General features: G+C 55.6%; 11 protein-coding genes. 5 read left to right on the forward strand and 6 right to left on the reverse strand.

Going from position 1 to position 17,249, the window contains the following annotated elements; all coding sequences use genetic code 11:
- The first annotated feature begins 52 nt into the window (after positions 1-52).
- The 5 genes from tssE to tssH are packed head-to-tail and all read left to right on the forward strand — an operon-like array spanning position 53 to position 7,067.
- A complete protein-coding gene (tssE, locus tag ACZ1HV_RS03355) occupies positions 53-604 on the forward strand; it encodes a type VI secretion system baseplate subunit TssE (protein WP_298820740.1) in 552 nt (183 codons plus the stop codon).
- A complete protein-coding gene (gene tssF, locus ACZ1HV_RS03360) occupies positions 601-2,598 on the forward strand; it encodes a type VI secretion system baseplate subunit TssF (protein WP_298982044.1) in 1,998 nt (665 codons plus the stop codon). Before tssE ends, tssF begins: the two co-directional genes overlap by 4 nt.
- Positions 2,595-3,905 (forward strand): type VI secretion system baseplate subunit TssG, encoded by a 1,311-nt coding sequence (gene tssG, locus ACZ1HV_RS03365; RefSeq protein ID WP_472717315.1) that lies wholly within the window; start codon positions 2,595-2,597, stop codon positions 3,903-3,905. Before tssF ends, tssG begins: the two co-directional genes overlap by 4 nt.
- Complete coding sequence (locus ACZ1HV_RS03370) at positions 3,845-4,234, forward strand: type VI secretion system baseplate subunit TssG (RefSeq protein ID WP_472717316.1); 390 nt, start codon at positions 3,845-3,847, stop codon at positions 4,232-4,234. Before tssG ends, ACZ1HV_RS03370 begins: the two co-directional genes overlap by 61 nt.
- Before the next feature lie 25 nt (positions 4,235-4,259).
- Positions 4,260-7,067, forward strand: coding sequence for a type VI secretion system ATPase TssH (gene tssH / locus ACZ1HV_RS03375; RefSeq protein ID WP_298820746.1), 2,808 nt, complete (start codon positions 4,260-4,262; stop codon positions 7,065-7,067).
- Between the two features lie 359 nt (positions 7,068-7,426).
- Here tssH and ACZ1HV_RS03380 read toward each other — a convergent pair whose 3' ends face one another.
- The 6 genes from ACZ1HV_RS03380 to ACZ1HV_RS03405 all read right to left on the reverse strand — a co-directional run bounded on the left by ACZ1HV_RS03380 (position 7,427) and on the right by ACZ1HV_RS03405 (position 17,083).
- Positions 7,427-9,430 (reverse strand): M23 family metallopeptidase, encoded by a 2,004-nt coding sequence (locus ACZ1HV_RS03380; RefSeq protein ID WP_298820748.1) that lies wholly within the window; start codon positions 9,428-9,430, stop codon positions 7,427-7,429.
- A gap of 110 nt (positions 9,431-9,540) precedes the next feature.
- Entirely contained in the window at positions 9,541-11,472 is a 1,932-nt protein-coding gene (locus ACZ1HV_RS03385; RefSeq protein ID WP_298820750.1) for an adenylate/guanylate cyclase domain-containing protein, read from the reverse strand.
- A complete protein-coding gene (locus ACZ1HV_RS03390; protein WP_298820752.1) occupies positions 11,469-12,155 on the reverse strand; it encodes a hypothetical protein in 687 nt (228 codons plus the stop codon). The genes ACZ1HV_RS03385 and ACZ1HV_RS03390 overlap by 4 nt, the downstream gene beginning before the upstream one ends.
- Before the next feature lie 163 nt (positions 12,156-12,318).
- Positions 12,319-13,890: a caspase family protein gene (locus ACZ1HV_RS03395; RefSeq protein WP_472717317.1), complete on the reverse strand. Its 1,572-nt coding sequence runs from the start codon at positions 13,888-13,890 to the stop codon at positions 12,319-12,321.
- A gap of 68 nt (positions 13,891-13,958) precedes the next feature.
- Positions 13,959-14,255: a hypothetical protein gene (locus ACZ1HV_RS03400; RefSeq protein WP_298965179.1), complete on the reverse strand. Its 297-nt coding sequence runs from the start codon at positions 14,253-14,255 to the stop codon at positions 13,959-13,961.
- Positions 14,256-14,371: 116 nt separating this feature from the next.
- Positions 14,372-17,083 carry a caspase family protein gene (locus ACZ1HV_RS03405; RefSeq protein WP_472717318.1) on the reverse strand — a complete coding sequence of 904 codons (2,712 nt, stop codon included), beginning with the start codon at positions 17,081-17,083 and terminating at the stop codon, positions 14,372-14,374.
- Positions 17,084-17,249 lie beyond the last annotated feature (166 nt).

A 17,249-nucleotide genomic window follows, 5' to 3' on the forward strand; every position in this document is an offset into this window, starting at 1 on the left:
GCAACTTTGTTCAACAGTAGATGTATTTGGGCCTCCAGCGTGGGCATAGCCAATGGCTAAATCGACCGTGAAAATGCACTCCCCGCTGATGTGGGCTTTTCGGGCCATGGACGACCCGGACTTCAAGGCTGCTCAGGCGAAGCAGAAGGAAGCTGAAAAGGGCCGAAATCTTAAATCCGGCCGACGGCTTTCACGTTCCTACGGTGTTTCTGAAAATACTTTGCTCGCCGAAGTCCGCCGTGACCTTCAAGCGCTTTTGAACACTGTCAATCTGAATTCGACCCAGGACCTTTCGGAGTACCCGGAAGTCGAAAACTCCATTTTGAACTATGGTTTGCCCGATTTGTCCGTCCATGTGGTCGACACAATCAGGATCAACCAACTTGCCGAGGACATTCGACAGGCACTCGTTCGTTTTGAGCCTCGAATGGACCCGCGCACGCTTCAAGTTGTGCGCGACGACAGCGACAGCGGCGAAACCTTCAAGGTTCGCTTTCTGATCAAGGCAGAAATCCGGTGTGATCCGGTGCGCGTGGGCAGTGAATTCGTCGCGGATGTCGACCCTGCCTTCGGTCGAATTAAGATAGTTGGGGCGGCTGGATGAACCGGGAATTTCTAGATCTCTACAATCAGGAGCTCACCTATCTGCGTGAACAGGGTGTCGCTTTTGCAGAGGCATATCCGGCTGTTGCAGAAAGGCTTGGTGGCCTTCTGGAAGACAGATCCGATCCGATGCTTTCAGGTTTGCTGGAGGGAACCGCATTCCTGGCTGCACGCGTCCAACTGAAGATGAAACACGAGTTTTCAGAGTTCACATCCAATCTTTTTGAACAGCTCTATCCAACCGCACTAGCACCGATACCATCAATGGTCCTCGCCCGAGTGACACCAAAATATGGCGATGCCAATCTGCGCAACGGTATCAAGATCGCGCGCCATGCTCCCATGGAAGCTGTATTCCGGGAGCGGAGGGGTGAGGTCCGGTGCCGTTTTACGCTGTGCGCGCCGATCACGATGACCCCTCTTGAACTGACAGATGCCAAATATCTGAGTTCCGCGGCCCAAATCTCTGGTCTCGGCGCCGAAATGGCCGAAGACAAACGTGCGCGTGCAGGCCTTTCGATCACCCTCACCCACCGCATGGCGGAGGACCCTGAAAATGAGGTCTCCGCGGAAGAAGCGCAGAAGAAGCCCGAGTATCAGGTTGCGGGCTGCAGGATAAATGAACTGCCTATCCGCCTCATCGGTCCAATGGATCTTGCCGCAAAGGTTTATGAGCAGATCTTCGGGCACACAATTGCGCTCTATCTGAGAACAGAAGATTCCTACGGTCAGGCAACCCTTCACCGCGTCCCCGTCAGTGCGATCGAGCAACTCGGGTTTGATGAAGAAGACGCGCTCCTGCACAATGACCGGCGTCTTTTTGTCGGCTTCGACCACATTCGCGACTACTTCAACTTTCCTCGCAGTTTCCTTGGCTTTCGCCTAACCGGCCTGCGTCGCTATCTCGACAGGATCAATGCGAAATCCTTTGAACTCATATTCGTGTTCGACGAAGCGGAAACCCGTCTGCCTGCACATGTCGAGCACAAGATTTTTGCTCTGCACGCCTCACCAGCCGTCAATCTGTTCGAACGTCAAACCGATCGCGTTCCGATCAAGAAAGGCCAGCATGAATTCGCGGTTATTGCGGACAGAACCCGCCCCCTGGATTATGAGGTGCACGCGGTTACGGAAGTAAATGCCCACTTCTCGGGCGGACAGAAACGGGCTGTGGATCCGCTTTACAGTGTTGCTCCCGACACCGAAAAGGCAGGGCATGAGTGGTTCTACACCATACGCCGTTTGCCTCGCAGGCAGTCCTCATCGGAACTGCGGCGTATGCAACCAAGCCCATATATCGGGACCGAGACATTCATTTCCATTTCCAGTGGTGCACAGGCCACGGCCCTATTGCAAAGTGGTGACAAACGGTTGGCGGAACTGTCGCTGAAGGTGATGGCATCGAACCGTTCGCTTGCGGCAGATCTTCCGGTCGGGACCAATCCGGACAAGGCGTCGGTCGGCGATTTCCGTATTCTCGAAGACGTCAGTCTCAAAGTCGACTGTGTCGCTGGACCGACCGCGCCAAGACCACCTTTGCTTTCCTACAATGAACGGCTGGGTGAAGAAGGCCATACCGGAGCGATCGCCTGGAGGCTTATCAATATTCTGGCGCTCAACCACACCGGACTTGTGCACGATGCGGCCGGAGAAGACGGACGCTCTTTCCGCGATCTCCTGAGCGTCTTCGCGCCATTGTCGGACAACGCATCTGATCGTCAGGCACAGTCGGTTCGCTCAGTTTCAACCCGTCCGGTCGTTCGAAGACTTCAGCAAAAGTCCGGCACCGGTGTGGCCCGAGGTCTGGAAATCACCATTACACTGGACGACAAGGCATTCGAAGGCGCCAGCGCCTTTCTGATGGGAGCTGTGCTGGATCGGTTTCTTGCAGAATATGCATCCATCAATCACTTCACCCAATGCGTTATTGCCACCACGGAACGTGGAACGATTATGAAATGGCCACCGAGGATCGGCGCAAAGGGGATCCTATGAGCGGCAAGGACGACAAGCGCGCGCGCGGGAAAAAGAACAAGCCGGACCGCAAGGCCGCCGCCGACAAGACGGTTGTTCAAATCGGCGCGCAAAAGCCGGCTGATTGGCAAGCAACCACCGAGAGTACCGACGTTCAGCATGAAGGTGTCAAAACGCTTGCGCTTGAACCTGCGGATCTGGAAACACCCTGGCCTGATACAGGCCCTGCTCAGGACGAAGGTGTTTTTCCGGAAGAGACCGAAATGCCAAGTGACTCAGCTGAAGAGCCTGTGTTCAATGAGCCGGACAAAACCGTCGTAAATGCCAAGTTCCCAGATGTTCCTGAGCATCGGGAAGAAGATCGCGAACCGGAGAAGCAGGCCACTTCGGAAGATCTGCCGGACATAATCAAGGCCGAGACTGCGGAACCGTTCGAGGCAACACCAGACGCAAAGTCTGACCTGGAAACAGAACCTCTACCGAACGAAGAACCGAGGATAGAGGTTCCCGTTCAGCAGCAATATGCATCTCTACTGGCTGCATTGAGTGCCCGTATCGAAAAACATCCGGGTGGACATGACCTCCTGGCGGTGCTGCGCATGCTGGAGGGACAAACCGCGCCTGGCGCGCAAGCTCCAGCCGGTATGGATCCAAAGAAGAAGGTGGATGAACCCGCCCCACCCCGAATTGGAAAAAGCCGCCGGTCGATGGAAGATATTGTCCGTTTCGGGCAAGACCCATCCAGCGAATACGCACCGTCCACGATTGAACGCGCAACCCGTGATGCAGATGGTGGACTTGTGCTGCTGGAACGCTTCCTGGGAATGCTGGGGCCTCACGGTGCACTGCCGGCTGCCTATACTGACGAAGCCATCATGCGCGGCCTGCGCGGCGAGGACAGCTTTCCGCGCTTCCTCGATGTCTTCAACAACCGCTTTGTTCAGCTGTTTTACCGCGCGTGGGCTGACGCGCGACCGATTGTGCAGCACGACCGGCCAGACGACGACCGCTTCCTGGCCTATCTTGGAGCGCCGATCGGGATCGGTTCCCCCATATTCCGCGACCTCGACCACATCGATGATCGCCTCAAGCTTCTCTATGCAGGCCTTACGTCTTCCAAGACAAAAAGCGCTGCGCGGCTAAAGGCTCTGATTACTGGCGTTTTTGGCGTTGACGTCGAAATCGACCAATGTGTTGGCACCTGGCTGCACCTGGACAAGGACGACCAACTCAGCCTCGGCGGTTTCGGTCCGGGGGCGCTGGCCAATTGGGGGCGGACACGATCGTTGGTGCCAAGGTCTACAGTGTCAGCGACAAGATCCGCATAAGGATCTTCACCAGCTCCCTGGAAGAATACCGCAAGTTTTTGCCACCTACCCGGACAAAGCCAAACCTTTGGACCGAAAAGCTCTTTGATCTGATCGATTTCTATCTCGGTCTGGAAATTGAATACGAGATCGAATTGGCCCTGCCCAGACGCTGTGCTTCCGCCGTTCAGATGAACAGCAGCAGCTCTGCAACTCTTGGGCATATTGGCTGGCTGAAGCCCCCTCCTTCGGATGAACCGGAAGAGGAAGAGTTCGAATTTGAAGATGAAGAGATGCTGACCGACACCCGTTTCCGGCCTGTGCGCCGCCATACTACCGTCTATCAATAGGTCTCCAATTTGAAAGGCCGATGTTATGAGTGACATTCTGGTTGAAACTGTTGCCAACAAACTTACCACGGTAAGTTATGAGTGCCTGGAAAAGGCCATGCGGCTCACCAAAAGTTCCGGTCATCGGCACTTGGAAATCCTGCATTGGCTCTATTATCTGATCCGGGACGAGAATACGGATCTGACGCATATTCTCCGGCACTACGGGATCGATCTTGGAACCGTTCACGCGGACCTCCAGCAGGCCATTTCGGATCTCAAAATCAACCAGACCGAATTGCCCTCCATGTCGGCTCCGTTTCAGGAAGCACTGGAGCGTGCCTGGTTCGAAGGGACACTGCGCTTTGGCGACTACAAGATCCGTTCAGCCTACGTGCTGCTTGCGGTCATGGGCGACAAAAGCTCCTGGCGTCAGCTTTGCAGGTACTCCTCCACTTTGGAAACACTCAACAAGGATGAAATCATCCGGGAGTTTGAATCCATTGCCGGCGCGTCGTCCGAAACGGGTGCTCGGCCGATCGATGGGTCCGGCCCGAAGGCCGCTCCTGGTGCAGCACCTGGCGAAGCGACTGAAGCATCCCCGGGCAGCGGTATGGGTGAGGATGCGCTCACCCAGTTCACGGTCGATTTCACGGCGCGTGCGCGAGCCAACGAATTTGACCCCATTGTTGGTCGTGATGAGGAAATCCGGCAGGTTATCGACGTTCTGATGCGCCGCCGCCAGAACAATCCAATTCTCACCGGCGAGGCCGGTGTTGGTAAAACGGCAATTGTTGAAGGCTTCGCCCAGAAGATCGTGTCGGGTGATGTCCCGCCCGCCTTGCTCGGTACAAGGCTGTGCGCTCTTGATCTCGGCTTGTTGCAGGCCGGAGCCTCTATGAAGGGTGAATTCGAAAAACGCCTGCGCGCTGTCATCGACGCTGTTCATGCCTCCATAGTGCCGACCATCCTCTTCATTGACGAAGCGCATACACTAGTTGGTGCAGGCGGCGCTGCAGGCACCGGCGATGCAGCCAACCTATTGAAGCCCGCACTTGCCCGCGGGACGCTGCGAACCGTGGCGGCCACCACCTGGTCCGAATACAGGCAGCATTTTGAAAAAGACCCCGCACTTACACGTCGCTTTCAGCCGGTACAGGTGGATGAGCCAGACGAAGAAAAATGTTTCACAATGGTGCGTGGCCTTCTCGGCCCGATGGAAGACCATCACCAGGTGCGCATTCTAGACAGTGCGGTAAAGGCTGCAGTTTCCCTGTCCCGCCGCTACATTCCTGCACGGCAACTGCCCGACAAAGCAGTCAGCGTCCTGGATACGGCCTCGGCCAAAGTCAACATTTCGCAAGCAGCTCATCCTGCTCGCCTTTCTGACCTCGTCGCAAAAAAAGGCTTTCTGGAAACCGAAAAACAGGCCCTTTTGAACGATGCCGAACTTGGCCATGACAGTGCGGAGCAACTCGAGGCGATCGATGAAGCGATTGCAAACACGGAAACCGCAATAGAAGATGTTCAGGAAGCATGGGAGAAAGAGCGCAAGCTGGTAGCCGGCATTCGCAGCCTGAATGCCGCGCTTGCCCGGCTCAGGAATGGTGAAGCCGCACCGATGCCGGAAAGTGCGCCCGAAGAAGTTGAGAACGCCGACAAACCCTCCCTTGTTCCGATCGACGATCTGGATCTCGACCTGGATGTAGATCTTGAGGACGAGGAAGCGATCCGGATGGCCCTTAAGGAGAACCGTGAGGCACTGGCGGAGATCCCTGAAGAAGATCGGATGGTCTTCGCCTACGTCGATGACGACGCAGTTGCCACGATCATAGCCGACTGGACCGGTATTCCCGTTGGTCGCATGGTTCAGGATGAAATGGCGACAATTCTCAGCCTTTCCGACACGCTGAACAAGCGCGTGATTGGTCAGGCGCATGGACTTGGCATGATCTCAAAAAGGATAGAGACGAGCCGAGCCCAACTGGGCAACCCGGACAAGCCGATCGGCGTCTTCATGCTTTGCGGCCCTTCCGGCGTCGGCAAGACCGAAACGGCGATTGCACTCGCCGAGGCACTCTACGGCGGTGAAGACAACCTGATCACAATCAACATGTCGGAATTTCAGGAAGCGCATTCCGTATCCGGCCTGAAAGGAGCTCCTCCCGGCTATGTTGGGTATGGTGAAGGAGGCCGACTGACCGAAGCCGTACGCCGGAAACCCTATTCCGTGGTTCTATTGGACGAAGTGGAAAAAGCACACCCGGACGTGCATGAAATCTTCTTCCAGGTCTTCGACAAGGGCTGGATGGAAGATGGAATGGGCCGGAAGATCGACTTCCGCAACACACTGATCCTGTTGACCTCAAACGTGGGTACGGATCAGATCATGGATGCTGCAGGCCACATACTCGACCAGCCTATATCCGATGATCCGACGGTTGCGGCAGTCGACCCAAATGCACCTGATCCGGAAAAACTTGCAGAAGACCTTCGACCCGCTTTGCTGGACGTTTTCCCACCTGCTCTGCTCGGTCGTATTGTCACGATCCCCTATTTCCCGCTGTCGCCATCCGTGCTCGGTTTCATCATCCGATTGCAACTCAACCGCGTCGTAAAACGGGTCAAACAAAACCAAAATGCGGAACTGGTCTATGGAGACGACGTCGTTGCGCATATTGTGTCGCTCTGCCGCGATCCTGACAGCGGTGGGCGTATGATCGACAACATTCTGACCAACGACCTGTTGCCGAAACTCTCCAGAGCCTTCCTGACAGCCCAAATGAATGGTGAGGAGATCAAGACAGCAACGGTCCACGCATCTGATGGTGAGCTGAGCGTCACGACAGATTGAGTTGAACCAAGGACGGTGGTTCGACCGGCGCGCTGCTCTCTATCTTCTGGCGACCAGTGCCGAGACTAATAACTCCGGGATATGCGAGACACGGGAAACTTCGTTTCGCATGTCCCTGGCGGCCATAAATATAAGAAGGCAAGCCGGATTGCCCGGTGCTACGGCCAACACCATCCTTGCTTCGATCGCAGAGCCTTTAAAACCCACGTTTGGACGGCAGCCGTTTTCTGAGCCAGCGTCTCAACGAGACCTGCGTTTGGGAAAACGTTGCCGAGCTATCCCATCTACGCTTCCGGAAACTTAAGCCACGGCAAACGTGATGAGTTCTTTGGCTTTCCAAAAACAGACTGGGTACCTGCCTACTGCACACTCAAGATTTCGCCGACGACCGAGCGATAGTCCTTGAGATCCTTGCTCGCAACGGATTGCGGTGCGTCGGAACCGGTTTCCATTTCAAAGGCCAGCGGGTCGGTTGGCTCACCCCGTTGCCGGATTTCAAAATGCAGGTGCGGACCGGTTGACAGCCCCGTTGTACCAACATAGCCGATCAGGTCACCGGCTTGGACCACCGTCCCTTTTTCAATGCCATCACCGTACTCGTGCATATGAGCATATCTGGTCGTAATCCCATCCTTGTGTGTGAGCTCGATGAAATTGCCGTACCCTCCTCGCACATCTCGGTAAGTCACCTTTCCAGAAAACGCGGCTCGAATGGGTGTTCCCGTTGGTGCAGCCCAATCAACACCCGCATGCAGCCGTTCCGTCTTTTTAATTGGGTGAAAACGCATGCCGAATTTTGAGGTCAAAACCCCTTTAACCGGAACAAGCATTGCGCCTGAAAGGCTAACTTTTCCGCCTTCACTAACGCAAGCAAAGCCTCTGTTGCCAGGGGCTTTGAGCACGTAGCAACGCACTGACCAGTCGTCACCTCGCCTTACGCCGGCAAACAGAACCCGGCCACCACCTCGTTTTTCGTCTCTTGGTGCGTCAGTGAACACGAGGGTAAAGCGTTCATCCGGTTTGATCGCCCGCTTCAGGTCGGTCGTTGGTGCCAGATAAGCAATGGCTTCACCCACAATTGAAGCCGGCACCGCATTGCGAACAGCTGTTGCATAAAGTCCATCGATCAATCGATGCGTCTTATCGTTTGCCGCGCTGCCATCGCCAGCGCTTTTATCGCCCACGATCTTTTCCTCAACGATGGTTTTTCCAAACCAAGGGTCAGCACCGTGAACATAGCTGTCTCCATCGCGGCTCAAGGAATACGCGGCACTCCCAAGATATCCATCCTTGGAATGAAAGGAAATCTGTACAGGACGATAATAGTCACCGATCCGGCCGACTTTATTTGGCATACGAACACCACGCACAGCGATTGTATCGCCTGCGACCAGATCACCCTTCTTGAATTCGTTTCGTGCAAATTCCTGTAAGGGTTTCAAGACATCTACGTCGAACCCCTTGGCCTTCAGATAATCCGTCAGTGACGTCGCCTTTTCGATCCGTTCTCTGACCTCAATTCTGCTCGGCCCCTGCCCGATTGGTCGCTCCGTCAAAAAGAGGTCCAGAGTGTCGGTCGGTGGCTTCAAGAATACTGGAAGGTCAGTGCCGCCATCGCTTGCCTGGTCTTCTTCGACAACCAGGCCCTCCGTATCGTCGCCACCACCGAAATTGCCAAACTGGAAGTCAGCTTCACTGCCTGGTGCACGGATCACGAGATTCCCGTCAGCATCAAGCATCTGACTGTCAAGAACAAAGGCCGTCAGCGTGGGGACGGCTGTATTGCCGGAATTCGCATTTGTTGGGACAGGCCGTTCAGAGAGTTCAATGCGCCTGCTCGAAGCACCACTGCCAAGCAACACAGGATCTCCTGCAAGCGGAATAACAGCGGACAAGGCCATATCGAAAAACGGATCCGCTGGAATATCCAGATCATCGTCACTGGCAACCACGGCTTCAGTGTCGGCCAATTCCAATGGTTGGTCATCCGTGTCCGCCACTTGAACATCTTGGCCGTCTGCGTCGCCTTCGACTGGTGCGTCATCGCCGTCCGTTTGGACCGCAACATCGCTTCCCGGCAAATTTTCTGGAGGCGAGAACGAGATGGACCCCGAGCTAAACAAATGCGCCAGACCTCCTGCAGCTCCCCCGAATAGGAGAAAGCCAATCGCAAGCCCGGCGTAGACAAGTTTGGGTGAGGACTTTTTCTGCTCTGGCGGCGTCTTCCTGATCGGTGTTTCCCGCGTGGCTTTCGCGGGTTCTGCCGTCGGCGCAGGCTGCGGCTTTCCAGACGGCCGGATAATGGTCCGGTCGAACTCGGGCCTGTTGACACCCTGATTCCGATTGTCAGGCCATTGAGCCATACCGCCTTCCTTGCTTCCTCAGGGCGCCCTTCGCACCTGTAGGTCTGATCAGGTTGATCATGCAGGATCGGAAGTTTGGATGCAAAGGCAGAAAACGCAGAAAATTGGTGTTAACGCGGGAACTTAAGCAATTTCGGCTGTTGCTGCTTGGATTTGTCTTTCGCCGCGTAACCGTCTTCCATGTACATTTCAGCGCTGTCCAGGGTGAACACAGAAATGTCCTTGCTCAAGCCGCGCAACTGGCCTGTCCAGATTTCTTTAACCGGATATGTGTTCGTCAGATTTTGAGCTACCGATTGGCTAAAGGCCAAGCGAACCTTCTTGTCCTTTGCTACAGATTCTATTCGGCTGGCTGTGTTGACCGTCGTACCCATGACAGTAAATGAACGGCGGAACTCACCGCCGATATCTCCGACCAGAACAGGACCAGCATTCAACGCTACCCTTAGATCGAGAATAGGCTGGCCGGTTTTCCGGCGGAGGACTTCAAGCAGGCCGACGATCTCACGCGACGCGTCGACAGCAGCCTGTTCAGGATTGGCGACCGTGTTGGGTGCGTTCCAGACTGCCATAATTGCATCACCAATATACTTGTCGATGTAGCCGTGATGCGCGGTTATCACGCGTCCGATCTCGTCGAAACACGTATTGACCATCTTGACCACTTCCCCGTCGGCAAGACTGTCGGACATCTTGGTGAAGCCAGCAATATCAATAAAGGCAACAACAACTGTTCTTGTGTCCCCGCCTAGTTCCGGCAATTGCTCTGAATGCGCCATCTGGCGAATAACGTCTGGCGCCAGATAGTGGCTGAAAAGCCTGACCAGAGATCTCTGTTTGCGCTGCAGTACCGCAACCTTTCCGGATGCGGAGACAACCATCGCCACGATGCAGGCGACCGGCGCTACGCCTGGCGCGATCAGAAAGCCGAACTCCAGCCCCACCAGGCTGATCCCCAGCGCGGCGGCGATCCCTCCAATGGCGATCAGCGGCAAGGTCATCAAGGGTAACATGAGGCCAGCGAATGCTCCTGCGATCGCAAAAGCGATGGCAAGCCCCCAAAGCAGACCAGCTGGAGGTTCAAGAGCGACACGGCCGGTCAAAGCAGCGCCAACAAGATCGGCCAGGATGAACACACCTGCCGTCTGCGCCTGTACTCTGGGTCGCCCGCTCTGCCCTGTTTCCACCTGGCCGGCTGAAGCGACAGGCAAGAAACGGTCCGAATAAAGATGCTCATCTTCGAACGGGATCAAACTGCCAATCAGAATGATGCGTCCGCGCGCGAACTCCTTGAGCTTCTCGCGCCCCTCTTCGCTTTCCATCATGGTCAGCACATCGATCATGGAAAGATAGGGTATTGAGGATGACAAACGGGCGTCAGGAATTGCCGTGTAATTTTCCGACAACGACGACCTTGCGGCCCCCAACAACGCGTCAATCAGATATGGCGACTGAGCGAGCGGCAGCTGCGGCGTGTGGCTGCGCACGACACCATCGCTGTCAGTAGAAATTATCACTGAGCGCACGCCGCCACTGCCAGCTGCAGCAGTGAACCGTCTGTGCGGAACACCGACTTCGGTATGAGCAATAAATACTCTGCCACGATTGGCAAAAAGAAAGCGCTGAAATGGGAGATCAAAGCCCCGGAGGCTTTCTTCTCCAGTCTCGGGATACACAAAGGAGTCCGCGCTGTAAGCGAAAACAAAATCAAAGCCGAGCGCTACGGCTCCGGCGTCGAGTATCGCCTGACCGGTTTCAGCCAGTACAGGCGTCATCAAGACGCGCGGATAAGGTGAAAGCCTGTCTGAATCGAGAGCCATCTGATCCAGCCCGATCACGGCAACAGGCGCAGATGCGGAAGGCTGCGCACCACCCACAATGGCCCGGATCTGAAAAAGCCGGTCGGTAAACCAACCTTCCCAAATCGCCTTTTTCGCAGACAAGCCGGCGATACCACCGATGCCCATCGCAACACATGCAATGAGCACGATGAGCTGTTTCCGGCCGAATGCTGCGTCTGCAATCCGGCCCGTAAAGGTCATTTCACGATGACTACCGCAGTTTCTCGTCCAACCTGAACGGGATCAATGGTGATCTTGCGCATGACAACACCGTAGTCCGGCGCCTTGCCCTGCAGAAACAGCTCAACTTCGACGGATTCGTCTTCTTCAACGCGGTCCGGCATTTCAGTCAGGATGTTGTCGAGCACGTCAAATCGCTTCGGGGCACCGCCGCCGAAAGAAACAAAAACCTTGTCGTATTCTTCACGCAGCTTGTTGTCGAAACGCAGCATCAAGGACGCCGCCTTCTTGTTCTCAAGGGTCAGGCCCCGGAGGGTCACGGTCAAGCCCTTGTCGGCCTTCTCATCCTCCGAGCCACTTTCGGCCTGTAGGCAATTGCCGGCTCTCAGCAGCTTTTCTTCTCCGCCTTCGAGTGTGTAGCCGTTTGAAGAAACATTCACGACACCAGCCATCAGGCGAACTTCCTGACAGGCACCGTAGCTGAGCAAATCGATATGCCCGGACTTGCCGAGGTCAATCACGTCGCCAGGCATCAGTTCTTCAAATGCAGAAACGCCAATGCCTTCTGACTTGTCCAGAACAAGCGCGACAGGCTCAGCGAAAGCGGTGCTCACAGCAGCGGCAAGCCCGACAGAAAACACGGATCCGATAGTTGCAGCCTTCATACATCGTCCCATAGGAATGTTCTTGAATGAACTCGTCATCTCGGTCTCCCAAGTTAAGTGCTGTTCGGCAGTCGGCGACAAAGTGCCAAAGCCGTTCTTGTGAAACAAGTTATAGCAGAGTGTGGCGATTTGAGTGTGGCTATGGTCACACAAAGGAGTTTTTCGAGCCCAGACAAGCAAACACCGTGTAAATGGCACGCATTTATCCAGCAGGCTGGGTATAGACACCCGCGATCCCGATACCGCTTGCAGCAGTCCTGATCAGCTTCAGGAGACTTGGCAGGAGCTCGGGACTGAGTGCCTTTCCATCGAGCGCGGACAAAACGCCGACAAGTTGCACCATTGGTTTGTTCGAGCGAACCAGAACAATGTGATCTGCACCAAAGGGCAAAGCTGCGCGCAAGTTGAGGCCATAGGGTTTGTCGGCATCGAGAAGCGTATCCTTGCCCAAAGGATCGGCTCTCTTGTCCGGCGCCAGCAACCTCAAGGTCCCATCGGCTTCCAGAGCGAAAACCGTCATGTAACCACTTTGGTCTGACGTCAGCCCGACCTTGAACGCGGCTCCTTCCGGAATATGACCGACGGAAGGCTGCAGTTTTCCTTCAATGGGTTGAACATCCCTTGAAAGCGCATAAAGATCGGACAGCAAGACCCATTTGGTGACCACATCAGCAAATCGATCTGCATTCTGTGCCTGACCGCGAAGAACAATGTCGCCAAACTTGGTCAGAACGTCTCCTTCTTCCACATCCCAGAAAAGATCCGCATTTTCACTGCCGGCAATCTTCAGTCTGCCAGAGTGCAGCGTTGTCAGGTTCTCTAGGATCGGACGTGCGGCATCGGCGCTGGCTGACAGTGTCAGCTCGTATACGCGGCCGTCCAGAAAGGTATCTTCCACGCGCGGCAGTACAGCTGCACGGCTGTCCCCGCCAACACTGAGGCTGGGTGACTGCCTGCCTTCGGTAGCCACACGAACCGTCTCCTGCAAGAACCGGCTCAACTCGGCCATCGAAATGCCGCCATCCCGGTCCAGATCGGCGCGTCCTTCAACGCCGCGTGCGAAAGCCCAGCTCAAAGCTCCTCGCGGTTCGCCGCCAATCATCAATTCAGGAATGACTTGTCCGTCTACAGTCGCCCCAACATAGATGACATTCGGAAGTTCCTGAAGATCTTCAGAATTGGCCTTCGCCAGCACGGGATGGACAGGTGCAGAGCGCAAAACGTCGTTCTCGAATGGCGGCAAACCGATAAGTCTTGTCCCGAGCCGTGTGACACGCGGGTCAATCGAGCGGGTCATTGTGCCGGAGTGGCAGCTATCTGCGATCACCATGACGCTGCGCTGGCCGGCAGCTCGCAACATTGCCGCGATGTCGTCGTCCCTGAGACGCTCACCATTGCCAGGTGCAGCAACGTCAAAGCCGGCGAGCAAAAAGACCTCGTCCAGCCCATCCTCTTCAGAGCCCGCGAGCCACTCCGCTTCCTGAGCACCGTGGCCTGCATAAGACAACACCAGCACATCATCGGGTCCGGAACGGGCAACCAATTCCTGCCAGGCTGTGAGAATGGCGACACGCGACGCTTCATCATCGAAAAGCGTCGTCAGATCCTGAACGCCTGCGGCTGTCAGCGTTTCGGCAATGTCCTTGGCGTCGTTCACCGCTCCCTTGAGCGGTGAAACGTGACGATAGGCATCAATGCCGATTACCAGCGCCCGCCATTCGCCTGCTGAAGCTGTTGCAGCAAGTGCAAACAGACAGAGCATAGCTGCGGCCATGTGTTGGAACCCCAACCGGCCCAAATGTCGGATCGCTGATCTCATGTCAAACTCGCGAATGGACCGCGTTAGCCCCAAGAGCCGCCGCCGCCGCCGCCAGGACTGTCATTGCCGCCGCCGCTATCGTTTCCGCCACCGCTATCGTTTCCACCGCCGCCGCCACCGTTGTCGTTGGAACTGTCGCGAAGTGACGGATCGTTGATGGGATCAACGACCGGACGCGTGGTCGATCTTGTTGTAGTGGAGGCGTTAGCTGCAGCTGGTTGTGCAACAGCGTTTGGATTTGGGTTCTGCTGCGTCTGGCAGCCCGCGACCAGAAACGCGGCCATCCCAGCCAGAGGTATTAAACGCAGTAGTGAATTCATTGTCTTTCTCCTTAGCCCCCGGAAATTTTACTCCGGCAAAACTGACCGAATGCTCCAACTCAAAAACGTCGATCAACCCAAAGACCTTCCCGAACAGGTTCGGGAAAATCGAAAATTTAAAAGAGATCGTAGCGTGGACGGCTCTGTTCCCACTGATGCTTGACCAATGAAATGACGGCCTCGTCACCCTGAACAGGCTCACGACCACTCGCCTCAAAAAATTCTGCCAGCGCTTCTCGGGTTTTCCTGCCTGGCTGACCATCCACGGGCCCAGGTTCAAAACCCAAATCCGTCAATGCTTGCTGCAAAACTTTGGCTTTCAACCTCTTGTCCGCATCTTTTAGCGATCCATTGGCTTTGTCTGCTGCCTGCGACGAAGGATCGACTGCAACTGCCATGGCAAGCATCCTGATGCGATCGCGTGCGGCAGCCTCACCGGACAGCTTGCCAAGCATGAAAGCGGTATTGAATGCACCCCAGGCATCGCCACGTTGGGCACTTTCCCGGAACCACTTGGTCGCCTCCTCCGGACTTTTTTCAACGCCTTGGCCGTTGAAGTAAAGAAGCCCAATTGCAGTGCCTGCTGCCGGGTGACCGCCGTCGTGCGCCTTCATGAACCACCCGAGAGAGGCTTCAAAGTCCTGCGGAACACCTTTTCCGTCTCGGTAAAGGGTCCCCATGTTCAGGAAGCCGTAGATGTCATCTCGAGATGCAGATCTGTTGTAATAGTAGACAGCCCTGTCAACATTTTCGCCAACGTGCTGGCCGCGTAGATAAAATCCGCCGATAGCGTTGTATGAAAAAGTATGCCCGGCTTCCACGGACTGCAGAAGTTTTTCCAGTCCAGCTTCTTCATTCTGGGCTGTTCCTTCGCCTCTGATCTCGGCCATGCCGAGAGAATGAAGCGCATAGGCATCACCACGTTCCGCAGCCTTGCGATAGAGCTCGACCGCCTTTTCCCGGTTTCGGTCAATACCGGCACCAAGATAATACATGCGTCCAAGAACCTGGCCTGCTCGTACGTGGCCCATTTGATAGGCCTGCTCAAAATAAGCGCTCGCCTGTTCAAGGTTTCCGGCAGCAAATGCGCCGCGCCCGCGCTGGAATACAAACCGACCGAATTCAGGATAGGATGCCATCGCGGCGGCGCAGGCTTTGTCCACCGCATCCGGATCCAGATCGTTGGCCAATCGGCCCTCTGTAACGGCCTGCAGATCGAAAGGTTGTGTCGCCAACTGATCGCACTGAGTGACACGCGGTTGAACAATCTGAGTGATTGTTGTCGCCTGACCGGTGGCGGCAGGAAGTTCTAAGGAAAACTTTCCGGCCTCGGTCTCACTGCCAATCTGTGGGCGCACGGTCAGCGTTGGCAGGGCTGAAACGGGAAATCTGTCACCGCTTTGAAGGAGCCTTCCTTCTGATGAAAGCTGCAGGTCCGGATCAACGGAAACGACTTTCAACCAATCGCTGGTTGCCGGCAGACCATCTGCCGGGGCTTCCGGATAGATGTTAACCGGTCCAACTCCGATATCCGCATCGACGGCACCGGACGTTGCCTGATCCGTCAGCCAGGCCAACAAGTCCCGCAGACGCTCGGCGCGTTCTTCCTGGTCCTTATTGTCGTCTACGGGCTCTATCGCCTGGGCAACCGTAATGGAGGCAATTGCGTTGGCTGTGCCGCCCCACTGGTCTTTGACCTCATATCCGATCAGTTCAACGTCACCTGCACCAGACTGCGCGGGCACAAATTCCAGACTGGCCAATTCAGATGCGCCAATAACGTCTCCTTCAGACACGACTGCGCCACCAGGCAATCGCAATTCGCCCTTCTCTGGAGAGAGTGTCAAGGTCGCCTGCAGACTACCGCCTTCGGGTTGCACTGGTTCCGGTATCCTCAACGGAACCGCCTCCTTGCCCGCAGAAACCGTTACCCGGTGATGCGCCGTTACGATGGGCTCCGGCTTTGGCGGTACGAAGTAGAAATTCGTGACAAGCGTAGAATCCTCGTAAGGGATCTGCTGGCCACCGGTCTTTTTGACGACCTCATCCCGCACCTTGGTCATGAGATCCTTGATCTCCAGAGCGGGATTGAGGGCATGCCCAACCACAGACGTGGTGAAAGGGCTCATGGGCCCCTCGCCGTCAAAGGCAACCTGACCGGGACGCGTTGCGTATGAAATGAATGCGCCAAGCTTGTTGGGAATACGCCTAAGCCCACGCGTCTTGCCGAGGGAATACTCCTCTTCACCCCAAAACAGGCTACCGATTTCAAACGGATTGTCACGGCAGGCATCCAGCATCACGATTTGCAGGCTTGAAGCCGCCTTCATGTAATCTAGCAGATGCGAAACCTTCAGACTCTCAAACTCCAAATCATATTCGGAAGTGAGTTTTGCATCGATCGGCAAAATGAAGTTGGATTCGCCAACCTGAAGCGCGTGGCCGGAATAGTAAAACAGCGCCGTATCGCCGTCTTTCAGCTCACGCAGAAACCTCCGAACGACTTTCTCAAGCTCTTTCTTGTTGAGATTCTTGCCGATCGTGACATCGAAATCGGCCTCACGCAGCACCTTTGAAATTGCGAGCGTGTCATTGATCGGGTTCACCAGCGGCTCGACATACTCATAGTCCTGGTTGCCGATGACCAGCGCAACCCTTCGGCCATCTTCGGGCGTAGGTGCAGCAAGTGCGTATTGCCCGGGCAAAGCAAGCCCAAGCGGAAGGCTGATCAATCCGATCCGAACAGCCCTGCGAAGCCTGGCAAGTGGTTTTGGAGCTTTTGGTCCGGCGGACCGGAGCACGATTGGATGCGATTTCCGATTTTGCATTACGTCCTCAGCGCTGTAACCTCGACGATACTTTAGCGCTCAAGCAGATGTCAGACTGTGACAAACCTCACAAGGAGATCGATCTTGCCGATACGATCAGCGCCCCACGACTGTATGCCCTTGCGTAAAGTGATGCACACTTGCCGCTCGGAAGCAAGCCAAGCCT

This window comes from Roseibium sp. JB4-4 (assembly GCF_055693425.1).

What these genes read in the sequence shown, in the direction of transcription:
- tssE (WP_298820740.1), top strand. Translation starts at nt 53, where the DNA reads ATGGCTAAATCGACCGTGAAAATGCACTCCCCGCTGATGTGGGCTTTT.
- tssF (WP_298982044.1), top strand. Translation starts at nt 601, where the DNA reads ATGAACCGGGAATTTCTAGATCTCTACAATCAGGAGCTCACCTATCTG.
- tssG (WP_472717315.1), top strand. Translation starts at nt 2,595, where the DNA reads ATGAGCGGCAAGGACGACAAGCGCGCGCGCGGGAAAAAGAACAAGCCG.
- tssH (WP_298820746.1), top strand. Translation starts at nt 4,260, where the DNA reads ATGAGTGACATTCTGGTTGAAACTGTTGCCAACAAACTTACCACGGTA.
- ACZ1HV_RS03380 (WP_298820748.1), bottom strand. Translation starts at nt 9,430, where the DNA reads ATGGCTCAATGGCCTGACAATCGGAATCAGGGTGTCAACAGGCCCGAG.
- ACZ1HV_RS03385 (WP_298820750.1), bottom strand. Translation starts at nt 11,472, where the DNA reads ATGACCTTTACGGGCCGGATTGCAGACGCAGCATTCGGCCGGAAACAG.
- ACZ1HV_RS03390 (WP_298820752.1), bottom strand. Translation starts at nt 12,155, where the DNA reads ATGACGAGTTCATTCAAGAACATTCCTATGGGACGATGTATGAAGGCT.
- ACZ1HV_RS03395 (WP_472717317.1), bottom strand. Translation starts at nt 13,890, where the DNA reads ATGGCCGCAGCTATGCTCTGTCTGTTTGCACTTGCTGCAACAGCTTCA.
- ACZ1HV_RS03400 (WP_298965179.1), bottom strand. Translation starts at nt 14,255, where the DNA reads ATGAATTCACTACTGCGTTTAATACCTCTGGCTGGGATGGCCGCGTTT.
- ACZ1HV_RS03405 (WP_472717318.1), bottom strand. Translation starts at nt 17,083, where the DNA reads ATGCAAAATCGGAAATCGCATCCAATCGTGCTCCGGTCCGCCGGACCA.